The 22,503-nt window shown below is 70.1% G+C and carries 23 protein-coding genes; 19 read left to right on the plus strand and 4 right to left on the minus strand.

The features are described 5' to 3' along the window. Positions 1-3: 3 nt before the first annotated feature. On the minus strand, positions 4-2,295 hold the full coding sequence (locus tag ACPL7H_RS05950; RefSeq protein ID WP_424796127.1) for an MMPL family transporter: 2,292 nt from the start codon (positions 2,293-2,295) through the stop codon (positions 4-6). 69 nt (positions 2,296-2,364) lie between these two features. Between ACPL7H_RS05950 and ACPL7H_RS05955 the strand changes: the two genes are divergently transcribed. Continuing rightward, a complete protein-coding gene (locus ACPL7H_RS05955; protein ID WP_424796128.1) occupies positions 2,365-3,732 on the plus strand; it encodes a replication-associated recombination protein A in 1,368 nt (455 codons plus the stop codon). Between the two features lie 58 nt (positions 3,733-3,790). Here ACPL7H_RS05955 and ACPL7H_RS05960 read toward each other — a convergent pair whose 3' ends face one another. Continuing rightward, positions 3,791-4,978 carry an MFS transporter gene (locus tag ACPL7H_RS05960; RefSeq protein WP_424796129.1) on the minus strand — a complete coding sequence of 396 codons (1,188 nt, stop codon included), beginning with the start codon at positions 4,976-4,978 and terminating at the stop codon, positions 3,791-3,793. Positions 4,979-5,273: 295 nt separating this feature from the next. On the opposite strand from ACPL7H_RS05960, the gene rpsD reads away from it, so the two are divergent. The 8 genes from rpsD (at position 5,274) to ACPL7H_RS06000 (ending at position 12,659) form a co-directional block, all read left to right on the plus strand. Next, on the plus strand, positions 5,274-5,900 hold the full coding sequence (gene rpsD, locus ACPL7H_RS05965; protein WP_424785988.1) for a 30S ribosomal protein S4: 627 nt from the start codon (positions 5,274-5,276) through the stop codon (positions 5,898-5,900). 123 nt (positions 5,901-6,023) lie between these two features. Further along, a complete protein-coding gene (locus ACPL7H_RS05970) occupies positions 6,024-6,377 on the plus strand; it encodes a DUF948 domain-containing protein (RefSeq protein ID WP_424785987.1) in 354 nt (117 codons plus the stop codon). Further along, positions 6,374-6,694 carry a hypothetical protein gene (locus ACPL7H_RS05975; RefSeq protein ID WP_424791069.1) on the plus strand — a complete coding sequence of 107 codons (321 nt, stop codon included), beginning with the start codon at positions 6,374-6,376 and terminating at the stop codon, positions 6,692-6,694. The genes ACPL7H_RS05970 and ACPL7H_RS05975 overlap by 4 nt, the downstream gene beginning before the upstream one ends. A 53-nt stretch (positions 6,695-6,747) precedes the next feature. After that, the gene (gene alaS / locus ACPL7H_RS05980) at positions 6,748-9,462 is read left to right on the plus strand and encodes an alanine--tRNA ligase (RefSeq protein WP_424796130.1); all 2,715 of its coding nucleotides are present in this window, start codon (positions 6,748-6,750) and stop codon (positions 9,460-9,462) included. Then, positions 9,455-9,976: a Holliday junction resolvase RuvX gene (gene ruvX, locus ACPL7H_RS05985; RefSeq protein WP_424796131.1), complete on the plus strand. Its 522-nt coding sequence runs from the start codon at positions 9,455-9,457 to the stop codon at positions 9,974-9,976. Before alaS ends, ruvX begins: the two co-directional genes overlap by 8 nt. After that, on the plus strand, positions 9,973-11,157 hold the full coding sequence (mltG, locus tag ACPL7H_RS05990; RefSeq protein ID WP_424796132.1) for an endolytic transglycosylase MltG: 1,185 nt from the start codon (positions 9,973-9,975) through the stop codon (positions 11,155-11,157). Before ruvX ends, mltG begins: the two co-directional genes overlap by 4 nt. A 3-nt stretch (positions 11,158-11,160) precedes the next feature. Next, complete coding sequence (locus ACPL7H_RS05995; protein WP_424796133.1) at positions 11,161-12,015, plus strand: shikimate dehydrogenase; 855 nt, start codon at positions 11,161-11,163, stop codon at positions 12,013-12,015. Continuing rightward, positions 12,015-12,659 (plus strand): prepilin peptidase, encoded by a 645-nt coding sequence (locus ACPL7H_RS06000; protein ID WP_424796134.1) that lies wholly within the window; start codon positions 12,015-12,017, stop codon positions 12,657-12,659. Before ACPL7H_RS05995 ends, ACPL7H_RS06000 begins: the two co-directional genes overlap by 1 nt. Before the next feature lie 44 nt (positions 12,660-12,703). Here the strand turns inward: ACPL7H_RS06000 and ACPL7H_RS06005 are convergent, their stop codons facing one another. Both ACPL7H_RS06005 and ACPL7H_RS06010 read right to left on the minus strand, forming a co-directional pair. Further along, positions 12,704-13,390 carry an exonuclease domain-containing protein gene (locus tag ACPL7H_RS06005; RefSeq protein ID WP_424796135.1) on the minus strand — a complete coding sequence of 229 codons (687 nt, stop codon included), beginning with the start codon at positions 13,388-13,390 and terminating at the stop codon, positions 12,704-12,706. 3 nt (positions 13,391-13,393) lie between these two features. Then, a complete protein-coding gene (locus tag ACPL7H_RS06010) occupies positions 13,394-15,256 on the minus strand; it encodes a DUF294 nucleotidyltransferase-like domain-containing protein (RefSeq protein WP_424796136.1) in 1,863 nt (620 codons plus the stop codon). 125 nt (positions 15,257-15,381) lie between these two features. Between ACPL7H_RS06010 and aroC the strand changes: the two genes are divergently transcribed. From aroC to ACPL7H_RS06060, 10 genes are all read left to right on the plus strand, one after another. Next, on the plus strand, positions 15,382-16,596 hold the full coding sequence (aroC, locus tag ACPL7H_RS06015) for a chorismate synthase (RefSeq protein WP_424796137.1): 1,215 nt from the start codon (positions 15,382-15,384) through the stop codon (positions 16,594-16,596). After that, positions 16,593-17,096, plus strand: coding sequence for a shikimate kinase (locus ACPL7H_RS06020; RefSeq protein WP_424796138.1), 504 nt, complete (start codon positions 16,593-16,595; stop codon positions 17,094-17,096). Before aroC ends, ACPL7H_RS06020 begins: the two co-directional genes overlap by 4 nt. Continuing rightward, on the plus strand, positions 17,093-18,184 hold the full coding sequence (aroB, locus tag ACPL7H_RS06025; protein WP_424796139.1) for a 3-dehydroquinate synthase: 1,092 nt from the start codon (positions 17,093-17,095) through the stop codon (positions 18,182-18,184). The genes ACPL7H_RS06020 and aroB overlap by 4 nt, the downstream gene beginning before the upstream one ends. Before the next feature lie 9 nt (positions 18,185-18,193). Beyond that, the gene (locus ACPL7H_RS06030) at positions 18,194-18,664 is read left to right on the plus strand and encodes a type II 3-dehydroquinate dehydratase (protein ID WP_424796140.1); all 471 of its coding nucleotides are present in this window, start codon (positions 18,194-18,196) and stop codon (positions 18,662-18,664) included. 9 nt (positions 18,665-18,673) lie between these two features. Beyond that, the gene (locus tag ACPL7H_RS06035) at positions 18,674-19,303 is read left to right on the plus strand and encodes a hypothetical protein (protein WP_424796141.1); all 630 of its coding nucleotides are present in this window, start codon (positions 18,674-18,676) and stop codon (positions 19,301-19,303) included. Further along, positions 19,300-19,761 (plus strand): hypothetical protein, encoded by a 462-nt coding sequence (locus ACPL7H_RS06040; protein WP_424796142.1) that lies wholly within the window; start codon positions 19,300-19,302, stop codon positions 19,759-19,761. Before ACPL7H_RS06035 ends, ACPL7H_RS06040 begins: the two co-directional genes overlap by 4 nt. A 34-nt stretch (positions 19,762-19,795) precedes the next feature. Then, positions 19,796-20,359: an elongation factor P gene (gene efp, locus ACPL7H_RS06045; protein ID WP_424796143.1), complete on the plus strand. Its 564-nt coding sequence runs from the start codon at positions 19,796-19,798 to the stop codon at positions 20,357-20,359. Between the two features lies 1 nt (position 20,360). After that, on the plus strand, positions 20,361-20,834 hold the full coding sequence (gene nusB, locus ACPL7H_RS06050; RefSeq protein ID WP_424796144.1) for a transcription antitermination factor NusB: 474 nt from the start codon (positions 20,361-20,363) through the stop codon (positions 20,832-20,834). A 119-nt stretch (positions 20,835-20,953) separates the two neighbouring features. Next, positions 20,954-21,514 (plus strand): bifunctional pyr operon transcriptional regulator/uracil phosphoribosyltransferase PyrR, encoded by a 561-nt coding sequence (gene pyrR, locus ACPL7H_RS06055; RefSeq protein ID WP_424785970.1) that lies wholly within the window; start codon positions 20,954-20,956, stop codon positions 21,512-21,514. Continuing rightward, the gene (locus ACPL7H_RS06060) at positions 21,511-22,500 is read left to right on the plus strand and encodes an aspartate carbamoyltransferase catalytic subunit (protein WP_424796145.1); all 990 of its coding nucleotides are present in this window, start codon (positions 21,511-21,513) and stop codon (positions 22,498-22,500) included. The genes pyrR and ACPL7H_RS06060 overlap by 4 nt, the downstream gene beginning before the upstream one ends. Positions 22,501-22,503: the final 3 nt, after the last annotated feature.

Raw genomic sequence — 22,503 nt, forward strand, 5'->3', positions numbered from 1 at the left:
AGATCAGTGCGTGATGCCGAACCGGGCGTACAGGGCGCGCATCGGGCGCGGCGCCCACCAGTTGTAATGACCCAGCAGTGTCATCGAGGCCGGCACCAGCAGCATCCGGACCAGCGTGGCATCGATGAAGACCGTCACGGCCAGGGCCACGCCCGCCTGCTTGATGGCCAGCAGGTCACCGGTCACGAACCCCAGGAACACCACGATGATGACCAGTGCGGCGGAGGTGATGATCCGCCCGGACCGCTGCAGGCCGTACTTCACCGCGTGATCGTTGTCGCCGGTGGCGTCGTAGATCTCCTTGATCCGGGCGAGCAGGAACACCTCGTAGTCCATCGCCAGGCCGAACCCGAACGCCACTGCCACCGCCACCACGTAGGACTCCAGCCCACCCACCGAGGTGAAGTTGAGCAGGCCCTCCAGATGCCCCTCGGCGAAGATCCAGGTGGTGATCCCCAGCGAGGCAGCCAGCGAGAGCAGGTTCACCACCAGGGCCTTGGCCGGGATCAGCAGGGATCCGGTCATCAGGAACAGCAGGATGAAGACGGCCAGGACAACCACGGCGGCGGCGTAGGGCAGCCCGTCCAGCAGGGCCTGGGTGAAGTCAACCTGGTTGGCACCCTCCCCGTAGACCCAGAACGTCGGCAGCGACGGCTCGCTCTCGCGCAGTTGCCGGATCTGTTCGACCACGTCCGTGGCCAGGGGGCCACCGGGGTCGTCGGTATCCACACGCACCCCGAGCAACACGTAGTCCGCGCCGACCTGCTGGCCCGGGTCGATGCCCAGGACCTCGGGGATGTCGGTGATCCGGTCACCCAGGCCGTCCGCCTCGGCCTCGGTGCCCTCCACCAGCACCCCCATCGTGGGCGCTGCGGCCAGCGGGTAATCCTCGTTCACGATCGTCAGGAAGTCGCGCTGGTCGGAGTCGCTGGGCAGCAGCTCGGTGGTGGAGTTGCGCAACTGCAGGTTCATCAGCGGTGAGGCGGCCAGCACCAGCAGCATCGAGACCAGCACCAGCACCAGCCACGGACGGCGTTGCACCCGTCCGGCCAGGCGGGAGAACATCCCATCGGCCGGGGGCACGTCGCCCAGACCCGCCACGATCCGCCGCAGGCCGGGGACGCGCCGCAGCAGGGGCGGTTTCAGCATCCGCCGGCCCATGAGCACCAGGAGGGCCGGCACCAGCGTGATGGCGGTGAGTAGGGCGATCAACACCACCGCCACGCCGGCCGCTCCCAGGGAGCGCAGGATGTCCGGGCGCAGCAGTAGCAGGCCCAGGATCGAGATCGCGACGATCAGGGCCGAGTAACTCACCGTGCGGCCCGCAGTCCTCAGCGTGGCCCGGACGGCGGTCCGCACCACGTCATCGCCCCCGGTGGAGCGGCGCCGTCGCCGGCGGTCGGGTACGGCGTCGGCCGCGGCGGCCGCGGCGGACAGCTCGGCGCTATGGGCGTGGAAGAGTTCCTCCCGGAAGCGCGAGACCACCAGCAGGCCGTAGTCGATGGACAGGCCCAGACCCAGGATGGTCACCACGTTGACCACCACCGAGTCCAACTCGATCACGTGGCTGAACGCCAGCAGCGCTCCCAGTCCGCCGGCGATGGAGGCGAGCGCGCCGGCCAGGGGCATCCCCGCGGCCAGGAAGCCACCGAAGACCACCACCATGATCAACAGCGAGACCGGCAGGGCGACCAGCTCCCCGGTGATCAGGTCCCGCTCCATCTGGGAGATCACCGCCTCGGTCATCAGGTCGCTGCTGGCCACGATCCCGGAGGCCACCGGTGAGACCCGCCCGGGGAAGTCCCGCAACAGGTCGGTGACCTCGGCCACCGCGGCGTCGTGCACCTCGGGGTCCAGGCCGACCTGCAGGGTGACTGTCAGCAGGAACCCGTCGGCGTCGGCCGAGGTCAGTGCCGCCGCCCGGGGATCGGACAGCCCGCCGGGGAACACGAACGGGCTGAGGACGCCGTCCACCCCATCGATGTTGAGCAACCGGGAGTTCAGCGTCGCTGCGGCCCGGCCGGCCTCGGCCACCCCGTCGGGGTTGTCCAGATCCAACCCCAGCACGATCAGGGAGATCTCCTCGCCGCTGGGGGAGTGCTCATCGAGGAGTTCGCGGGCCTCGGTGCTCTCCGAACCCGGCACGGTCGGCTCCCCGGAGTGCAGCCGCTCGAACAGGCCCTGGCCACCGAAGCCGGTCATCGTCAGGGTGAAGAGGAACGCCGTGAGGAGGAACCACGCCAGGACGATCCTGCGCGGATAGCGGGCTGCCAGCCGCCCCAGTCGGTCGAACACGATGTGATTCTATGGCGGCCGGGGCGCGCGCGGGACCGGTGCCGTCACGGGGCGGCCTAGGCTTGGGTCGTGGACCTGTTCGACTCAGTCAGCACCGATGAGGCCGGGGTGCCCCGGGTGGATGACCGGGCACCGCTGGCGGTGCGAATGCGCCCCGCCGGAATCGATGAGGTGCTCGGCCAGGACCACCTGCTGGCCCCGGGCGCCCCGCTGAACCGCCTGGTGACGCCGTCGGAGGCGGGCTCGCTGCCGCCGTCGTCGGTGATTCTTTGGGGTCCGCCCGGTACCGGAAAGACCACTATCGCCTACCTGGTGGCACGTGCCGGTGGGCGGCGGTTCGTCGAACTCTCCGCCGTGACCGCCGGGGTCAAGGACGTACGGGCGGTGATCGATGACTCCCGGCGCCGGCTGGCCGGCAGCGTGGAGACGGTGTTGTTCGTCGACGAGGTGCACCGGTTCTCCAAGACCCAGCAGGACGCGCTGCTGCCGGCGGTGGAGAACCGGTGGGTCACCCTGGTGGCGGCCACCACCGAGAACCCGAGCTTCTCGGTGATCTCCCCGCTGCTGTCCCGGTCGTTGATGCTCACCCTGCACCCACTCGCCCCCGAGCACGTCGACGAGTTACTCACCCGGGCCCTGGCCGACGAGCGTGGTCTGAAGGGCCGGTTCAGCCTGGCCGCCGACGCCCGGGCGCACCTGCGCCGGCTGGCCGGTGCGGATGCGCGCAAGGGCCTGACGATCCTCGAGGCCGCCGCGGGCACCGCCAGCGCCGGCGGGCAGACCGAGATCGACCTGTCCGCGGTGGAACGGGCCATCGACGTGGCCGCGGTGGCCTACGACCGGGCCGGGGACCAGCACTACGACGTGGCCTCGGCACTGATCAAGTCGATGCGTGGCTCCGACGTCGATGCCGCGCTGCACTACCTCGCCCGGATGGTCCACGCCGGGGAGGATCCGCGTTTCATCGCCCGGCGGATCGTGATCGCGGCGAGTGAGGAGGTCGGCATGGCCGACCCGAGCGCGCTGCAGACCGCGGTCGCCGCCGCTCAGGCGGTGGCGATGATCGGGATGCCCGAGGCCCGCATCATCCTGGCCCAGGCGGTGGTGCACGTGGCCACCGCCCCGAAGTCCAACCGCTCCTACCGCAGTATCGACGCCGCGCTGGCCGATGTGCGGGCCGGCCGGTCCGGTTCGGTCCCGGTGCACCTGCGCGACACCCACTACGCCGGCGCGGAGCGCCTGGGTCACGGCGCCGACTACGTCTACGCCCACGACCAACCGCACGCGGTCGCCGCCCAGGAGTACCTGCCGGAGGAGTTGCGCGGTGCGCGGTACTACCGGCCCAGCGACCGCGGGTACGAACGCTCCATCAGCGAGCGCCTGGAGAGGATCGAGACCTTGCTCGGCCGCACCGAGCCGGAGGCTCCCGACACCTAGTCCGATCGCACCGGGGTGAACGGGACCGATCCCGCCGGGTGGTGCGCCCCGGCCCCGCTCAGGGGTCCGTGCGACCCGGGTCGCGGGGGATGAACAGCGCGCCCAGCACCCCGATGATCGCGATACCGACGAACACCGGCAGCCGGGTGCCGGTGGCCTCGGTCACGAACCCGGCGATGACCGGGCCCACGGCCGAACCCAGTCCCCAGATCATCGAGTACAACCCCAGGAACAACCCGATCAGGCGCACCTGCACCACCTGGGCCGAGTAGATGCTCTCCAGGGTCGAGGAGGCACCGACGGAGGCACCGGCGACGACGGCGAAGGCCACGGCCACCACCACATTGCCCGAGACCAGCAGCAGCAGGGAGGAGACGCCCACCAGCGCCAAGCCCACCTGGAACACCTGCCGGGCGCCGTACCGGTTCACCAGCCACGGCAGTGGCAGCCTGCCGAGCAATTGGAACAAGCCACGCAGGCCGGCCAACGCCGACGCCAGGCCGAGGACGAGACCGGCGGAGACCATCGCCGGGACCTGGTAGAGGAACAGCACCGAGGAGGCCACTCCCGAGCACACCGCCACGTACAGCAGGCGGCGCATCGTCTCATCTCGGATCGATTCGGCAAGAGCGGCCCGCAGTGTGCCCGCCTCGCCCCGGGAGACCCCGGTGCCCGACGGGCTCACCGCGGCCCCGAACAGGAAACTCCCCGTGACCAGCACCCCGGACAGCACCATCGCGGTTCGCCAACCCCAAGCCTGGGCAACGAAACCCAGCAGCGGCAGGAACACCGGGCTGGCGAAGGCGCCCCACATGGTGTTGACGGTGATCGCCCGGGTCCGATCGGCCGGGACCCGCCGGGCGATCGTCGCGTGCACCACGGTGTAGTAGCCGGCAGTGCCGACGAAGCCCTGGGTCAGGACCGCCCCGGCACCGAAGGCCAGGGGCGTGTGGGCGGTGACCACGAGGGCGGTGCCGGCGATCACTCCGGCCGCGGACACCACGAAGACAGGGCGCGGCCCAACGGTGTCCACCACCCGGCCGGCGGTGACGGTGCCCAGCCCCACCGCGAGCATGCCGATGCCGTAGGCCGATGACAGCACCGACTCGCTCCACCCGGTGTCGACGCGGATCGGTTCCAGTAGCACCCCGTACCCGTACAGCCATGAACCGAAGGCACAGATGACCACCAGGCCGAAGGCGATCGTGGTGGTCAGCGGGAGTCGATCCGGCCGTGCTTGCCTCACGCGGGCCACTATCGCACGGCCGTGGGCGGGTCCCGCGCTGGGGGATGCCGCCGGGCCGACCGGCCGGCCCGGGTGAGCACCACCACGTCCGAGGCTGATCGAACGGCGTGCCACGGTGCGCTAAACTAGGGAAGTTGCCCAGTCCGGGCACACCTGGGGTCCTAGCCAGCAGCGGCGAGAATCGACCGGCCGAGACAGCCGGTGTCCTTCCGCTCAGAGTCGGCCCCACACCCGCGCCGCCAGCGGATCCGCGGGTGTGACGTCACGAGAACACGACAGGAAGAACACAACACACATGGCCAGCAAGAACCAAACCCGCCGTCAGGTCCGGCTCTCCCGGGCCCTGGGTATTCCCCTGACCCCCAAAGCGGTCAAGTACTTCGAGAAGCGACCCTACCCGCCGGGTGAGCACGGGCGCGCTCGCCGCCGGACCGAGTCCGACTACGCCGTGCGACTGAAGGAGAAGCAGCGTCTGCGCGCCCAGTACGGTCTGCGTGAGGCTCAGATGCGCCGCGCCTTCGAGGAGGCACGCCGCGAGCAGGCCCTGACCGGTGAGTCCCTGGTGGAGTTGCTGGAGATGCGTCTGGACGCCCTGGTGCTGCGCGCCGGGTTCGGCCGCACCATGGCCCAGGCCCGTCAGGCTGTGGTGCACCGTCACATCCTGGTGGACGGCAGGGTGGTGGACCGTCCCTCCTACCGGGTCAAGCCCGGTCAGGTGGTGCAGGTCAAGCCCCGCAGCCAGACCATGGTGCCGTTCCAGGTCGCCGCGGCCGGCGCCCATCGGGACGTGCTGCCCGAGGTTCCGGCCTACCTGGACGTGCAGTTGGAGAAGCTCAGTTTCGAACTGGTGCGCCGACCCAAGCGGGTCGAGGTCCCGGTCACCGCCGACGTGCAACTGGTGGTGGAGCACTACTCCCGCTGATCCCGCGGGCACCCGATCTGTCCGGCGCCCTGGTTCATGGCCCTTGCCGTGTACCGGGGCGCCGGTGTCTATAACCCGGGTAGTGTCTGACCAGTTGCCCGGATCGTGAGTATTGGAGGAGTCATGTCCGTAGGAGACATCGCCGGCCTGATCGCTGCCGTGGCGTTCGTGGCGTTGGTGGGGTTTCTGGCCGTGCCGATCCTCAAACTCGGGCGGGTGCTGGACGAGGCCCGCCTCTCGGTCCGGAACATCACCACCCAGACACTGCCGGTCATCGATGAGACCGCCGAGACGATCCGCTCCACCAACAGTCAGTTGAGCAAGGTGGACACCGTCACGACCGCGGCCGCGGAGGTGAGCACGAACGTCTCGGCCCTGACCTCCCTGGTGGCCGCCACCATCGGCGCTCCCCTGGTCAAGGTGGCCGCGTTCTCCCTGGCGGTCCGGTCCATGTTCGGCCGCAAGGGCACGCCGTGAAGCGCCTCTTCTGGATCGGAGTGGGAGTCGCGGCCTCGGTGGTGGTGCTGCGCAAGGTCCAGCAGGTGAACAGCCAGATCGGCGAGGTTGCCCACGCCGTCAGTCCCGCCGGCATCGCCGACTCGGTGAGTTCAATGGCTCGCAACCTCAAGGAGGCCGTCACCACCCTGCGTGAGTCGATGGCCGAGAACGAGGCGGCCCTGTCTGCGGCCCTGCTGCCCAGCGAAGCAGAACAGGAGCGCGCCCGGGCCCACCGTCGCTCCGCCCGGGCCGAGGAGCCCCGCGGCTGGGACGACGACGAGGACGCCTTCTTCTGACGCCGGGCCATCCCCCCTGACGATCGACAAACCAGAGCACCCATCGAGGACGTATGCGTACCGCCGAGATCCGCAACCGCTGGCTGGAGTTCTTCCGGCAGCGTGACCACGCGATCGTGCCGAGCACGTCGCTGGTCTCGCCCGACCCGTCGATCCTGTTCACGATCGCCGGGATGGTGCCGTTCATTCCCTACATCCTGGGCACCCAGAAGGCACCCTGGCCGCGCGTGGCCAGCGTTCAGAAGTGCCTGCGCACCAATGACATCGAGAACGTGGGCCGGACCACCCGGCACGGCACGTTCTTCCAGATGCCCGGCAACTTCTCCTTCGGTGACTACCACAAGGAAGGGGCGATCAACCTTGCCTGGGAACTGCTGACCGGCTCGGTCGCGTCCGGTGGTTACGGGTTCGATGCGGACCGTCTCTGGGTGACGTTGTGGGACCAGGACGCCGAGTCCTTGGAAGTGCTCACGAAGGGTCTGGGCCTGGACCCGGGCCGCATCGTGCGCCTGCCCCAGCAGGAGAGTTTCTGGGACACCGGACAGGGCGGCGGGCCGGCCGGTCCGACCGCGGAGTGGCATTACGACCGCGGCCCCGAGTACGGTCCCGAGGCGGCCGGTGGTGCCCAGGCGGTCTGGCCCGGCAGCACCGAGGGCGAGGACCGCTACATCGAGGTGTGGAACCTGGTCTTCGATGAGTTCATCCGGGGGGAGGGCACCGGCAAGGACTACCCGCTGGTCGGGACGTTGGAGCAGAAGTCCATCGACACCGGCGCCGGCCTGGAACGGATCGCCTACCTGCTCCAGGGCAAACAGAACATGTACGAGATCGACGAGGTCTTCCCGGTCATCTCCCGGATGGAGGAGATCTCCGGCAAGCGCTACGGCGCCGACCCCGAGAGTGACGTGCGGCTGCGGGTGATCGCCGACCACGTGCGTTCGGCCCTGATGGTCATCGGTGACGGCGTCCGTCCGGGCAACGAGGGCCGTGGGTACGTACTGCGGCGCCTGGTGCGCCGCGCCGTGCGGGCCGCACGGCTGCTCGGTGTGGACACGGCCGCGCTGCCCGAACTGCTCCCGGTCTCGCGTGACGCGATGAGCCCGTCCTACCCCGAATTGGCGCAGGACTTCGACCGGATCAGTCAGGTCGCCTACGCCGAGGAGGAGGCCTTCCTGCGCACACTCACTACCGGGACCACCATCCTGGACACCGCGGTGTCGCGCGCACGGTCCGAATCCGGCTCGGGAACCCCGGAACTGTCGGGAGACCAGGCGTTCGCACTGCACGACACCTACGGTTTCCCGATCGACCTGACCTTGGAGATGGCCGCCGAGCAGGGTGTCCGCGTGGACGAGGCCGGGTTCGCCGACCTGATGGCACAGCAGCGCCAACGCGCCCGTGCCGATGCCTTGGCGAAGAAGACCGGCCAGGTCGAGGTCGCCACCTACGCCGACCTGGCTCGCCGGCTCGATGCACCGGTGCAGTTCCTCGGGTACACCGACGCTGTGGCCGAGGCCCGTGTGATCGGGCTGCTGGTGGACGGCGAACCGGTGCGTTCGGCCCAGGCGCCGGCCGATGTGGAGGTGGTGCTGGACCGTACCCCCTTCTACGCCGAGGCCGGCGGTCAGCTCGCCGACCAGGGCACCATCAACTTCTCCGGCGGCGGGATCGTCGACGTCGCCGACGTGCAGAGCCCGGTCACCGGGCTGTCGGTGCACCGTGGCCGGTTGCTGGAGGGCACCCTGGCGCTGGACGAGACCGGCGTGGCCGCGATCGACACCGAGCGCCGCCGCCAGATCGCCCAGGCCCACACCGCCACCCACATGGTGCACAAGGCGCTGCACGAGTTCCTGGGCACCCAGGCCACCCAGGCCGGATCCGAGAACGCCCCGTCCCGGATGCGGTTCGACTTCCGGCACGGCTCGGCAGTACCGGCTTCGGTGGTCTCCGAGATCGAGGAGCGGGTCAACCTGCGCCTGATCGAGGACCTGGACGTCACCGACGAGGTGATGAGCCAGGACGAGGCGCGCGACCAGGGGGCCATCGCGCTGTTCGGGGAGAAGTACGGCGACCGGGTCCGGGTGGTCTCCATCGACGGGGACTGGTCCAAGGAACTGTGCGGAGGCACCCACGTGCGCCGCTCCGGCGAGGTCGGGCAGGTGACCCTGCTCGGGGAGTCCTCGATCGGCTCCGGGATCCGTCGCGTCGATGCCCTGGTGGGTTACGGCGCCTACGCCCAGGGAGCCAAGGAGCGCGTGCTGCTGGGCCAGCTCACGCAATTGGTCGGGTCACGGCCGGAGGAGCTGCCCGAGCGGATCTCGGGCCTGCTGGGCAAGCTCAAGGAGAGCGAACGGGAACTGGACAAGATGCGTTCGGCCCAGTTGCTGGCCGGGGCCGGGGAACTGGCCGGACGCGCCCGGAAGGTCGGTACGGTGCAGGTGGTCGCCGCCGACACCGGACAGATCTCCGGTACCGACGCACTGCGCTCGCTGGTCCTCGACGTGCGCGAGCGGCTGGGCGCCGACACCCCGGCGGTCGTGGCGCTGGCCGGGGTCAGCAACGACCGTCCGGTCATCGTGGTGGCCACCACGGGGCCGGCCCGTGCTGCCGGCGTCAAGGCCGGCGCCCTGGTGCGTACCGCGGCCCGGGTGCTCGGCGGCGGTGGCGGCGGTAAGGATGAGATCGCCCAGGGTGGCGGTACCGACCCGGGGGCGGTAGGCGCCGCACTGTCCGCACTGATCAGCGATCTGGGCGGTGATGATGCCTGAGACGCCAGACCATCCGGCCCCGGTGCGCACCGGCGTGCGTCTCGGCGTGGACGCCGGCAAGGTCCGGGTGGGCCTGGCGTTGTCGGACCCCGAGGGCTTGCTCGCCACGCCCGACCGAACCCTGGTACGGGCCCGGGACGACGACGGCGTGGCCGCGATCGCGCAGCAGGTCGCCCAGGCCGGGGTGATCGAGGTCGTGGTCGGCCTGCCCCTGCACATGTCGGGTCGGGAGGGAACTGCGGCCCGGGATGCCCGGACGTACGCCGCACGGGTTGCAGCCGCGATCGCCCCCGTACCGGTGCGCCTGGTCGACGAGCGGTTGAGCACCGTCACCGCGCACGCCCAACTTCACAGCGCCGGGCGACGTCAGAAGCAACACCGCAAGGTGGTGGACCAGGTCGCGGCCACTGTGATCCTGCAGAGCGCCCTGGACGCCATGCGTGGCGGTCGGGAGGTCGGTGAAGTCGTTAAGGTGTGTGAGGATCCACCGGTCGATGAGGAGGCGCGGACGTGACCGACTTGTTCGATGAACAATTCGGCACCGAGGAGACCCCCGCTGCCGAGACATCCACCGGGCACCGCCGGGCCAGTCGGGAGCGTGCCGCGAAGCGCCGGGCCCAGCGGCGGCGCAACGCTATTACCTTCGTGGTGATGGTCGCATCGATCGCGCTGCTGTTGGGCGGTGCGTTCGTGTTGATCCGCCCCCTGTTCCAGGGGTCTCCGGAGGAGCCGGAGGTGACCGACTTCCCCGGTCCGGGATCCGGCGAGGTCGAGGTCGTGGTGAACACCGGCGACACTGGCACCGACATCGGGCGCACACTCGTGGAGGCCAACGTGGTGGCCACCGTCGGCGCCTTCACTGAGGCGTACAACAACAACCCCCAGGCCGTCCAGATCCAGGCCGGCACCTACACCATGCGCGAGGAGATGGCCGCGGTCGATGCGGTGCAGGCACTGCTGGACCCCGGCAGTCGCGCGGACCTGACCGTGACCATCCCGGAGGGCTGGCGGGCAACCCAGATCTACGAACGTGTCGCCGCCCGGCTGGAGGTGCCGCTGGAGGATGTGGAGGCCGCCGCCGAGGAGTTCGCAGCCTCCGAACTCCCGGATGCGGCCGAGGGTGAGATCGAGGGTTGGCTGTTCGCGTCCACCTACACCGTGGAGACCGACACCGAGCCGGCGGAACTGCTGCAGCAGATGGTTGACCTGACCGTGCGCCAGCTGGAGGAGCGGGAGGTCCCCGAGGACGAGTGGCAGGACACCCTGATCATTGCCTCCATCCTGGAACTGGAGGTGAACAACCCGGAGCACTGGGGCCAAGTGGCCCGCGTGGTCGAGAACCGCCTGGCCGGCTGCTCCGGTGACGGCACCCTGGGGATGGACACCACCTACGCCTACGGTCTGAACAAGCCGGCCTGGGAGATCACCCGCAGTGAGTGGCAGGAGGACCACCCCTACAACACCCGTCGCGTGGCGGGCCTGCCCCCCACCCCGATCGGTGCACCGGGCGAACCGGCTATCGACGCTGTGCTGAACCCGCCGGAGGGTGACTGGTGCTACTTCGTCACCGTCAACCCCAACACCGGCGAGACCCGGTTCACCGACGACATCGACGAGCACCGGCATAACCAGGAGTTGTACCGGGAGTGGCTCGCCCAGCAGGACGGGGACGAGGACGAGGACGGCGAGGACTGAGCAATGCCCGACCCGCGCCGCGCAGCGGTGCTCGGCCATCCGGTGGCGCACTCGCTCTCACCGGTGCTGCACCGGGCCGCCTATGCCGAACTGGGCCTGACCCACTGGACGTATGAGCGGCACGACGTGACCGAGGATCGGTTCACCGCTTTCCTTACCGGGCTCGATCCCAGCTGGGCCGGGCTGTCGGTGACGATGCCCCTGAAGCAGGTGGCGCTGCGCTCGGTGGATCACATCGAGCCGCTCGCCGAGGTGGTCGGGGCGGTCAACACCGTGCTGTTCCCCGGTGGCGGGGTCCGGGTAGGAACGAACACCGACGTATACGGCATCGTGACCGCACTGACAGAGGTGGCGCCCACACAGTGGCAGCCGCGTACCGGGGTGATCCTGGGTGGGGGAGCCACTGCGAGTGCAGCGTTGGCGGCGCTGGGCCAGCTGGGAATCACCTCCCCTGCGGTGGTGGTGCGCTCACCCGGGCGCGCAGGCGCCGTGGTGCGGGCCGCGGCACGGATGGGGGTGTCGCCGTCGTTGCTCACCTGGGGCACACCCAGGGCCGACGAGGCGCTGCTGCGCGCCGACGCGGTGGTCAGTACCGCACCCCGGGGCGCAGCAGACTCCCTGGTCCCGTTGATCGTCGAGGCCGACCTGCATCCCGGGCAGGTGCTGCTGGACGTGGTGTACGAGGGCTGGCCGACCGCGATGGGCCGGGCGTGGGCCGCGCGGGGTGCGCCGGTGGCCGGCGGACACCTGATGCTGCTGCACCAGGGCGTGGAACAGGTGCGCCTGATGACCGGACGCAGCGCCCCGACCGAGGTGATGCGCGTTGCGTTGGAGCGGGCACTGGCGGAGCGGTCCTGATGGGGCCGGTGGTGGTCGTCGGGGTGGCCGGGCTGTTCGGCCTGACCGCGATGGCGCTCACCCCCTGGCTGGTCTCCCTGGCCCGGACCGAGTCGGTCTGGTTGCGCAGCGGGCTGCACCCGCTGTTGGCGACGCTGGGTGGTGCCGGGGCGGCCTCCTGGGCTGATAGCGTGTTGGAGCTTCTCGTGCTGGGTACAGTGGCACTGGCCTGTTCCCTGCTGGTGGTGGTGGACCTGGCCGCGCACCGGTTGCCCGACATCCTCCTCACTCCGCCCTATCCGATCGCGCTGGGCTGTTTCGCGGTGCTTGGTGTCGTGGAGGGGGACTACTCCGACCTGTGGCGTTCCGTCCTCGCCGGTGCGGCACTGGCCGCCGGCTACCTGGTGCTCGCGCTGATCTCTCCTTCCGGGATGGGGATGGGGGATGTGAAGCTCGCCGGCCTGCTCGGCGTGGTGCTCGGTTGGTACGGCTGGGAGGAGGTACTCACCGGCACGATCGCTGCGTTCGTGCTCGGGGGGTTGTTCGCCGTGGTGTTGCTGGTCACCGCCCGGGCCGACCGGAAGACCCAGGTGGCGTTCGGACCATGGATGGTCCTCGGGTCAGTGGTGGGCCTGGTCTGGGGCGGCGCGGTATTCGGCGGATGAGGAGACAAGGGCCATGACGGCGCACCGGCCCGCAAGCCGACGGCTCAGCGGAGCCTGAGCGTCCGCAGCGTCGGCCCGCCCGAGGTGCCCCAGTGGGAGAGTTGGGCCAGGAACAACTCGGCGCAGGCGATCGCGTCGGTCAAGGCGTCGTGGGCGGCGTACCGGGGCAGCCCGTACCGCCCGCGCGCCGCCGCCAGATTCAGGCCCGTGTTCTCCTGATCGCCCCGGTTCCAGCCCAGGATCCGGCGCTGCAGCGCGAGCGTGTCGATCACCGGCGGCACGAACGGGGCGCCGTAGAGCAGTTCGCACGCACGGGAGAGCAGGGTGGTCTCGATGGTGGCGTGGTGGGCTACCAGGACCCGTCCGGTGCATGCGTGCAGCATCTGTTCGACCGCCTCCGGCAGCGGCGCTCCCGCGGCCACCACATCGTCGGTGAGGCCGTGCACGGTCACGTTCGGCCCCACCTCCCGGCCCGGGTTGACCACCACCCGGCGGCCGCGGCCGAGCAGGATGCGCCGCTCCTGCACCGGCACCCAACCGATGCTGAGGATGTCGGCGGAGTCCAGGTCCAGACTCGTGCACTCCAGATCCAGGGCCAGCACGGCGAGGTCGCCGGCGGGGGTGGAGTCCGCGGGCGCCGGCTCGCGGTAGTAACGCGCCAGGGGACCGCGTGCATCCTGTGCGGCCCTGGCCCGGCGGCGACGCAGGGAGTCGGCGAACCAGGTGACCATGATCTAGGAGACCATCTCGGTGCGGTACAGGTAGGGGAGCGTGGCCTGGACGCGCCGCACCACGGCGAAGGCACCCTTGAGGTGGCGTCGTTCGAACGGGGACAACTGCGCGGGCAGCACCCGGGAGTTCAGCGACTGCCCGCGCGCATGCTGCTCGACCTGGTGCCTGGTGCGCAGGGCGGTGACGAACTCGTGGGCATCGACCAGATCCGCGGCGTGGTCCGCCGAGAGAACTCGGGTACCGGCTGCGGCCTGCAACCGGTCCACGGTGCTCAGCGCACGCCGTCCCAAGGCCAGCGCGGACAGCCGGGCGATCTGGGTGATCGGCGCCAGTGCGCCGGCCTTGATGTCCAAGGTGGCACGCTGCTCCCCCGAGCGCTCCAGGACGAACTCGCGGAAGAATCCCAGTGGTGGCTTGGTCCGCTGGGCGGCATGGGCGAGGTGGGCCAGGAAGAGCCGGGATTGCGGGGCCCGTTCGAGCTCGACCTGTCGGATCGGCTCGAACAGGGAACGATCGCCGGACACCGGGCGCATGTCGAAGAAGATCTGGGCGTGCAACAGGGCCTGCGGCTCCGGATCCCCGATCCAGTGAATGAGGTAGTTGCGCCACTGGTCCACCGGAACCCGGAACCGGGGGTTGGTGGCCATGATGTCGCCCGGGCACCTCGGGTACCCACTGGCTTCCAGGCCATCGACCACACGCTCGGCCAGTTCGGCGAAGTAGCGGCTCTCGGCACGGTCCGGCCTGCGGGCCAGGACCAGGGCGTTGTCCTGGTCCGAGTGCAACCCGGTCTCCATCCGGCCCTGGGACCCCAGGACCACCCAGCAGTACCGTATCGGGGGCGGGCCCAGGTCGGATTCGGCCAGGTGCAGCAACCGGCGGGTGACGCCGTCGGCCACCGCGGTGATCAGCCGCGACACATCACCCGGCGCGGCGTGCGTACTCGTGGCGGAACTGACCACCTGCGGCAGCCGCGAGACCACCGCCGCCAGGGCGCGCGTCGAGGTCTGCTTCGTGATCTCGGTCAGTAGCAGGGTGGGGTTGTCGCGGGCCAAGCGCATCAGGTCCCCGGCGGTGATGACACCGAGGAGCCCGCCGTTGTGGATCACCGGGAGGTGATGGAAGCCGTGCAGGGTCAACTCCGCCAGCGCCTCCATCGCCAGCCGGTCCGAGGGGATCGTGACCGGGTCGGGCGTCATCACCGTCGAGACCGCGGTGGAGACCGGCAGGCCACGGGCCACCACCCGCGAGCGCACGTCCCGGTCGGTGAAGATCCCGACCAGGTCCTGCTTCTCCGTGACCAGGAGCGCGGAGACCCCTTCTGCCTCCATCAAATCGGTGGCCTCGGCAACGGTGGCCGTCGGGGTGGTGGTGACCGGGGCGCGGTGCACGAGTTGACTGATCCGGGTCCGCAGCAATGCGCTGCCCGGGTCCTGCACGTGGACGGTGGGAACCGTATCGCGCAGCCGGCCAACCTGCTGGCGCATGAAGAACTGGGCGAACGCATCCGATCGCGCCATCAACCGCCGGAAGTCCCGGGCGGGCAGCAGGTAGCACAGCGAGTCCTCCACCGCCACGATCCGGTAGAGCGAGGGACCGGCGGTCAGCACCGAGGACAACCCGAACGAACTGCCCGGCTCGTCCCGATCGGCCAGGGCACCCAGGGAGTCCAGGATGTCCACGGCCCCGGAGCGCAGGATGTGCACGTAATCGTTCCCCGCTCCGAGCTCGACCACGACCGTTCCGCGTCGGAAGTAGGCCACCTCCAGGGACCGGGGCAGTTCGTCCAGCAGTTCGGGGGGGAGATCCTGGTACGGCTCGTGTGCGGCCAGGAAGTCCCGGATCTCGGCCAGTTCGGCGTCCATGTCCCGATCCAACCGCATCGATCGTGCCGGGGCGATCCGCCGTGCCGTCGGGAAGCCGGTACCGGCCTGGTCCACAGCGCGGACGGCGGGTGATCGGGCCGGACCCGGCGTGGGAGGATGGACGGATGCTCAGATGGTTGACCGCAGGCGAGTCCCACGGACCGGCGCTCGTCGGGGTGATCGAGGGAATCCCGGCAGGGGTGGAACTGACTACCGCGCAGATCCAGGACCGCCTGGCCCGGCGCCGGCTGGGGTACGGCCGGGGCGCGCGCATGTCGTTCGAGGCCGATGAGGTGCGACTGCTCGGTGGGGTGCGCCATGGCCGGACCCAGGGTGGACCGGTGGCGATCGAGATCGGTAACAGCGAGTGGCCCAAGTGGGAGCACGTGATGGCGGCCGACCCTGTCGATCCGGCGCTGCTGCAGGTCGACGCCGGGACCGGCGACGCCCGCGAGGTGGCCCGCAACAGGCCGCTGACCAGGCCCCGGCCCGGCCACGCCGACCTGACCGGGATGATCAAGTACGGCTTCGACGAGGCCCGCCCGGTGCTCGAGCGGGCCTCAGCGCGTGAGACCGCCACCCGGGTTGCCCTCGCCACCGTGGCCGAAACCCTGCTGCGGCAGAGCGCCGGGATCGAACTGGTCTCCCAGGTGGTGGCCGTGGGTGAGGTGGAACTGCCGGACGACGCCGCGCGCCCCACCCCGGCGGACGTGCCGGCACTGGACGCCGACCCGATCCGGTGCTTCGACCCGGAGACCTCGGCGAGGATGGTGGCCGAGATCGACGCCGCGAAGAAGGACGGGGACACCCTCGGGGGAGTGGTGGAGGTACTGGCCTACGGACTGCCGCCCGGGCTGGGCTCCTACGTGCACGGGGACCGCAAGCTCGACGCCCGCCTCGCGGGCGCGCTGATGGGCATCCAGGCGTTCAAGGGCGTGGAGATCGGTGACGGTTTCGCCACCGCGCGACGGCGTGGCTCAGCGGCCCACGACGAGATCGAGCGGGTTGGTGGCCGCGTGCGGCGGCGCACCAACAGGGCCGGCGGCGTCGAGGGCGGGATGAGCAACGGGGAGGTGCTGCGGGTCCGTGGGGCGCTGAAGCCGATCTCCACCGTGCCTCGCCCGCTGGACACCATCGACACCACCAGCAGCGAGGCGGCCAAGGCCATCCACCAGCGCAGCGACGTCTGCGCCGCTGCGCCCGCGGCGGTTATCGCCGAGGCGATGGTGGCGCTGGTGTTGGCCGAGGCGCTGACGGAGAAGTTCGGCGGCGATTCCCTCCCCGAGATCCGCCGCAACCTCGAGCATTACCTGCAGACGATCCCGGAGCACCTGCGATGACCGCCGCGGTGCTGGTCGGCCCGCCGGGCGCGGGAAAGTCCACCATCGGACGCATGGTCGCCGAGGTGCTCGAGGTTCCGTTCGCCGACACCGACGCCATCGTGGAACAGACCTCCGGGCGGACCATCTCCGACATCTTCATCGTCGATGGCGAGGAGACCTTCCGGGAGATGGAACGCCGCGCGGTTCAGGAGGCGTTGGCCACCCACGAGGGCGTGCTGGCCCTGGGCGGTGGCGCGATCCTCGACGAACGCACCCGCGCCGATCTGGCTGCGCATACGGTGGTCTTCCTGTCCGTGGGCCTGGCCGATGCGGCCAAACGGGTCGGGCTGAACACCGCCCGCCCGCTCCTCCTGGGCAGCCCGCGCCGCCAGTGGCAGGAGTTGATGCAGGCCCGGCGCCCGCTCTACATGGAGGTGGCCGACGCGGAGGTCTCCACCGCAGGGTTGAGCCCCACCCAGTCCCGCGACGCGGTCCTGGCGGTGCTGGAGCACCGATGAACACCATCTGGGTCGATGCCGAGCACCGCTACCCGGTGCAGGTGGGAACCGGGTTGCGCACCGCGCTGCCCGGGCACCTGCCCGGCGCAGCCGCCCAGGTGCTGCTGGTGCACGCCCGGGCACTGGGCGGCGGCGCCGCCGCCGACCTGGCCGACCAGGTGCGGGCCACCGGTCGCAGCGTGGTGTCGATGGAACTGCCGGACGGCGAGGCCGCCAAGGAACTACCGGTGATCGCCCGGGCGTGGGATCTGCTCGGCGAGCACGCGTTCACCCGCGCCGACGTCGTCGTCGGCCTGGGTGGGGGTGCGGTCACCGATGCGGCCGGGTTCATCGCCGCGTCCTGGTTGCGGGGCGTGGGGGTGGTGCACCTGCCCAGCACGTTGCTGGGGATGGTGGACGCTGCGGTGGGAGGCAAGACCGGGATCAATACCGCGGCCGGGAAGAACCTGGTGGGCGCCTTTCACTCACCGCTGGCGGTGTTGTGCGACACCGCCCTGCTGGGCACCCTGCCCGAGGCGGACCTGCGTGCCGGGATGGCCGAGGTGGTCAAGTGCGGATTCATCGCCGACCCGGCGATCCTGGAATTGATCGAGTCCGACCCCGCTGCGGCACTGGACCCGGCCGGTGCGGTCCTGACCGAGCTGGTGCACCGGGCGATCACGGTGAAGGCCCGGGTGGTCAGCGCCGATCTGCGCGAGGCCGACCAACGCGAGATCCTCAACTACGGGCACACCCTGGCCCACGCGATCGAGAACGCTGAGTCATACCGGTGGCGCCACGGCGACGCGGTCGCGGTGGGGATGGTCTTCGCGGCCGAACTGGCCTGGCGCACCGGCCATCTTGGTGCGGACGTGCTGGAGCGGCACCGTCGGGTCCTGACGAGTCTCGGGCTTCCGATCCACTACGACGGGGCGCCCTGGACACGGCTGGCCGAGGCGATGCGCCGCGACAAGAAGGCCCGGGGTGGTGTGCTGCGGTTCGTGATCCTGGAGGGCATCGGTGCCCCGGTACGGCTGCAGGGCCCGGATGAGGAGGAACTCGTGGCCGCATTCGAGTCGGTCAGCACCTCCGGGGCTGTGGCGCCCTAGGATTCGAGGGTGGCTACCGTGCTGGTCCTGAATGGACCCAACCTGTCCCGGCTGGGCGCCCGGGAACCCGAGATCTACGGGCGCTGGGACGCCGAGCGCCTCCGTTCCGCCGTGACCGGGTGGGCCGCGGAGCTCGGCCTGAGCGTGCAGTGGCACCAGAGCGATGACGAGGCCGAACTGGTGCGGTTGCTGCACACCGCAGCCGATGACGGCACCGACGTGGTCATCAACCCGGCCGCCTTCACGCACTACTCCTATGCGCTGCGCGACGCGGCCAAACAGGTCACCGACGCCGGCGGGCGGTTGATCGAGGTGCACCTGTCCAACCCGGCGAGCCGGGAGGTCTTCCGACACACCAGCGTCATCGCCGGTGTGGCCTCGGGCACCGTAGCCGGGTTCGGGGCGCACTCCTACCGGCTTGCCCTGCATGCGTTGAGCGATCAAGGACAAGACGTTGATTCCATCGAATCAAGCCTCTAGCCTGCTCACATGTTTGTGATCACGGCTGACCAGGACGCCTCCAGCAGGACCGGTGACAAGGTCGAGCAGATCCTGAGGCGGATGGCCGGGACGATCCCGGCCCAGGACGTGGTGCTGCCGTTCCAGCGGACGGTGGGCGATGAGATCCAGGCGGTGTTCGACTCCGCGCCGGTGGTGCTGGCTTCCGCGCTGGAGCTGACCCGGGCCCAGGACTGGGCGGTGGGCATCGGTATCGGTGCGGTGGACCTGGCCGAGGAGGCCCGATCCTCCTCCGGCGCGGCGTTCGTGTGCGCCCGCACCGCGGTGGAGCGGGCCAGCAGCAAGGCGGTCACCGTACCGCTTGCGGTGGTGGCCGACGGCGTCGATGAGGGGGCCGCCGATGAGGTCGAGGCGCTCGTGCAGCTTCTCGCAGCGGTGGTGCGCAGGCGCAGCGACGCCGGATGGGAGGTGGCCGACCTCCTGCGCGATGGCGCCGGGAGTCAGCGGGCGGTTGCGACCGAACTGGGCATCACCCCGCAGGCGGTCGGGCAGCGGCTGCGGGTGGCGCTGTGGAGCGAGGAGCAGGCGGTGCACCCACTCGCCGCACGCCTGCTGGCCGGACTGGACCGGTCCGCCGACACCCACGGGGAGGGGCGATGACGGTGCTGTTCACCGTACTGGTGGTGCTGGCGGCACTGGGCTCGTCGGCCGGGGTGGGTTACCCGGTGACGGTCTGGGTGCTTCGACGAGCCGAACGCGTCGATCGGGCAGAACGCGTCGACGGGGAAGCCGAGGTCCCTGCTGACGATGGCCCTCCTGCCGCAGCCGGTGCTGCGCACCCCGGGGCCTGCCGTGCACCGATGATGCGCCCGGAGGAGGTGCTGCGCGGGGGCACCTGGGTCGGCATCTTGGAGCGACTGGCGATCACCGGAGCCATTCTGGCCGGGTACCCGGCCGCGATCGCCGTGGTCGTCGCGGTCAAGGGGCTGGGCCGCTTCCCCGAACTCAACACCGCCACGGGGGTCTCCGAACGCTTCATCATCGGCACCCTCGCCTCGGGACTCTGGGCGGCCGCGGTGGGCCTGGGCGCACTGTGGGGCCTGGACGCGTTAGGCTGAGGCGCCCTTTCCCCTCCACGACGAAGGACCACGTGTGGCCACGACGAACGACCTGAAGAACGGCATGGTGCTCAAGATCGACGGACAGTTGTGGTCCGTGGTCGAGTTCCAGCACGTCAAGCCCGGAAAGGGACCGGCCTTCGTGCGTACCAAGATCAAGGGCGTGCTCTCCGGCAAGACGGTCTCCAAGACCTTCAATGCCGGTGTGAAGGTGGAGACCGCCAACGTCGACAAGCGGGACATGCAGTACCTGTACGCCGACGGCGAGGACTACGTCTTCATGGACACCAGTGACTACGAGCAGTTCCCGGTACCGGGCTCGATCGTGGGCGATGCCGCGAACTTCATGGTCGAGGGCCAGGAGGTCATCGTGGCGATGCACGACGGGACCCCGCTGTACGTGGAGCTCCCGCCGTCGGTGAACCTGACCATCTCCTATACCGAGCCCGGCCTGCAGGGCGACCGTTCCTCCGCCGGGACCAAGCCGGCCACGCTGCAGACCGGATACGAGATCCAGGTACCGCTGTTCGTGGACGCCGACACCACGGTGAAGGTGGACACCCGGAGCGGGGAGTACCTCGGTCGCGTGAGCGGCTGAGGTGAGCGCCCGCAGCAAGGCCCGCAAACGGGCCCTCGACGTGCTCTACGAGGCCGATCAGCGCATCCGCAGTTCCGCCGGCGAGGAAGCCGGAGAGGGCGCACCCCCGGTTGGCGACGTGCGGGCGGTGATGGTCCAGGTCCTGGCGGACCGAATCGCCCACCCGGGTACGCAGACCTCGCTGCCGGAGTACTCGGTGCAGATCGTCGAAGGCGTCGCTGAGCACGTGGACCGCATCGATGAGGCGCTGAGCACCTTCTCGCAGGGCTGGACCCTGTCCCGGATGCCGGCCGTGGACCGGGCCGTGCTGCGGCTGGCGAGCTGGGAGATCCTCTATCACGAGGAGGTCCCCGACGCGGTCGCGATCGATGAGGCGGTGCGGCTGGCCAAGTCGCTGTCCACCGATGAGTCACCGGCGTTCGTCAACGGGTTGCTCGGACGGATCGCGCAGATGGGTTCCAGCCTACTGGATTGAGACGGGTCGAGGTCCGGACACCTCCCGGGCGGCGTGATCGCCTCCGGCGAGGCGGTAGGGTGTTCCTCGGCACTGATCCTTTAAGCCCGTCCCGTGAGGCGGGGAAGGAGGCACGCCGGATGAACTCTGGCAGCCCGGGGACCGAGGTTCTCGGTCCCGGCGATATCTCCCGGGCACTGACCCGGATCGCACACGAGATCCTGGAACGCAACAAGGGCGCAGCGGACGTGGTGCTGCTGGGCATCCCCACCAGAGGTGTCCCACTGGCGCAGCGACTGGGCCGCCGCATCGTGGAGGCCGAACCCGACCTCGGCCCGGCCGGGAACACCGAGCAGTTGGTCGGGGCGGTGGACATCACGATGCACCGCGACGATCTGCGCATCAACCCGACCCGCGCGCTGACCCCCACCCACCTGCCGGCACGGGGGATCGACGACGTCGTCGTCGTGCTGGTCGACGACGTGCTCTACTCCGGCCGGACCGTACGCGCGGCCCTGGACGCGATCTCGGACCTGGGCCGTCCGCGTGCGGTCCAACTGGCGGTCCTGGTGGACCGCGGCCACCGGGAGCTGCCCATCCGAGCCGACTACATCGGCAAGAACCTGCCGACCTCACGCGCAGAGCGGGTGAGCGTGCACCTGGAGGAACTGGACGGGCGGGACGCGGTGGTACTGGCATGAGGCATCTGCTCTCCACCGCCGACCTGTCCCGGGCCGAGGCGATCGGTATCCTCGATACCGCCGAGACGATGGCCCAGACCCAGTCGCGCCAGATCAAGAAGTTGCCGGCGCTACGTGGCCTGACCGTGGTGAACCTGTTCTTCGAGGACTCCACCCGGACCCGGATCTCCTTCGAGGCGGCTGCGAAACGGCTGTCCGCTGACGTGATCAACTTCTCAGCCAAGGGATCCTCGGTGTCCAAGGGCGAGTCGCTCAAGGACACCGCGATGACACTGCAGGCCATGGGTGCCGACGCGGTGGTGATCCGGCACGGTGCCTCCGGCGCTCCGCACCGGCTCGCGCGCGCGGGGTGGATCGACGCCCCGGTGCTCAACGCCGGCGACGGCGCGCACCAGCATCCCACGCAGGCCCTGCTCGACGCTTTCACGATGCGCCGGCGCCTGCTCGGCGGGCAGCCGCGCGGGGCGGACCTGGCCGGGCGACGGGTGGTGATTGTGGGGGATGTGCTGCACTCCCGGGTGGCGCGGTCCAACGTGGACCTGCTGCACACCCTGGGGGCGCAGGTGCTGCTCGTGGCGCCGCCCACGCTGCTCCCGGTGGGGGTGCGGGCCTGGCCCTGCCAGGTCACGTTCGACCTGGACGGCGCGATCGCGGAATTCGAACCCGATGCGATCATGACGCTGCGCGTGCAGCGGGAGCGGATGTCCAGCGCCGGGGGAGGTTTCTTCCCTTCTCCGATGGAGTACGCGCGGCGTTACGGCCTGGACGCCACCCGGGTGAACGCCCTGCCCGAGCACGCGATCATCATGCACCCCGGACCGATGAACAGGGGCCTGGAGATCAGCGCCGCGGCCGCGGACTCACCGCGTTCGACGATCGTGGAACAGGTCACCGGCGGTGTCGCGGTGCGGATGGCAGTGCTCTTCCTGCTGCTCGCCGGCGCCGATCCGTCCGACCGAACCGAAGTCTCGCTAGAGGAGTCCTGAGTC

This window comes from Pseudactinotalea sp. Z1732 (genome assembly GCF_049724975.1).
Taxonomy (GTDB): Bacteria; Actinomycetota; Actinomycetes; order Actinomycetales; family Beutenbergiaceae; genus CALKWS01.

Bases quoted from the DNA above. Each gene is read 5' to 3' on its own strand.
- rpsD (WP_424785988.1), top strand. From the start codon at position 5,274: ATGGCCAGCAAGAACCAAACCCGCCGTCAGGTCCGGCTCTCCCGGGCC.
- ACPL7H_RS05970 (WP_424785987.1), top strand. From the start codon at position 6,024: ATGTCCGTAGGAGACATCGCCGGCCTGATCGCTGCCGTGGCGTTCGTG.
- alaS (WP_424796130.1), top strand. From the start codon at position 6,748: ATGCGTACCGCCGAGATCCGCAACCGCTGGCTGGAGTTCTTCCGGCAG.
- ruvX (WP_424796131.1), top strand. From the start codon at position 9,455: ATGCCTGAGACGCCAGACCATCCGGCCCCGGTGCGCACCGGCGTGCGT.
- ACPL7H_RS05995 (WP_424796133.1), top strand. From the start codon at position 11,161: ATGCCCGACCCGCGCCGCGCAGCGGTGCTCGGCCATCCGGTGGCGCAC.
- ACPL7H_RS06000 (WP_424796134.1), top strand. From the start codon at position 12,015: ATGGGGCCGGTGGTGGTCGTCGGGGTGGCCGGGCTGTTCGGCCTGACC.
- ACPL7H_RS06005 (WP_424796135.1), bottom strand. From the start codon at position 13,390: ATGGTCACCTGGTTCGCCGACTCCCTGCGTCGCCGCCGGGCCAGGGCC.
- ACPL7H_RS06010 (WP_424796136.1), bottom strand. From the start codon at position 15,256: ATGGACGCCGAACTGGCCGAGATCCGGGACTTCCTGGCCGCACACGAG.
- aroC (WP_424796137.1), top strand. From the start codon at position 15,382: ATGCTCAGATGGTTGACCGCAGGCGAGTCCCACGGACCGGCGCTCGTC.
- ACPL7H_RS06020 (WP_424796138.1), top strand. From the start codon at position 16,593: ATGACCGCCGCGGTGCTGGTCGGCCCGCCGGGCGCGGGAAAGTCCACC.
- aroB (WP_424796139.1), top strand. From the start codon at position 17,093: ATGAACACCATCTGGGTCGATGCCGAGCACCGCTACCCGGTGCAGGTG.
- ACPL7H_RS06035 (WP_424796141.1), top strand. From the start codon at position 18,674: ATGTTTGTGATCACGGCTGACCAGGACGCCTCCAGCAGGACCGGTGAC.
- ACPL7H_RS06040 (WP_424796142.1), top strand. From the start codon at position 19,300: ATGACGGTGCTGTTCACCGTACTGGTGGTGCTGGCGGCACTGGGCTCG.
- pyrR (WP_424785970.1), top strand. From the start codon at position 20,954: ATGAACTCTGGCAGCCCGGGGACCGAGGTTCTCGGTCCCGGCGATATC.
- ACPL7H_RS06060 (WP_424796145.1), top strand. From the start codon at position 21,511: ATGAGGCATCTGCTCTCCACCGCCGACCTGTCCCGGGCCGAGGCGATC.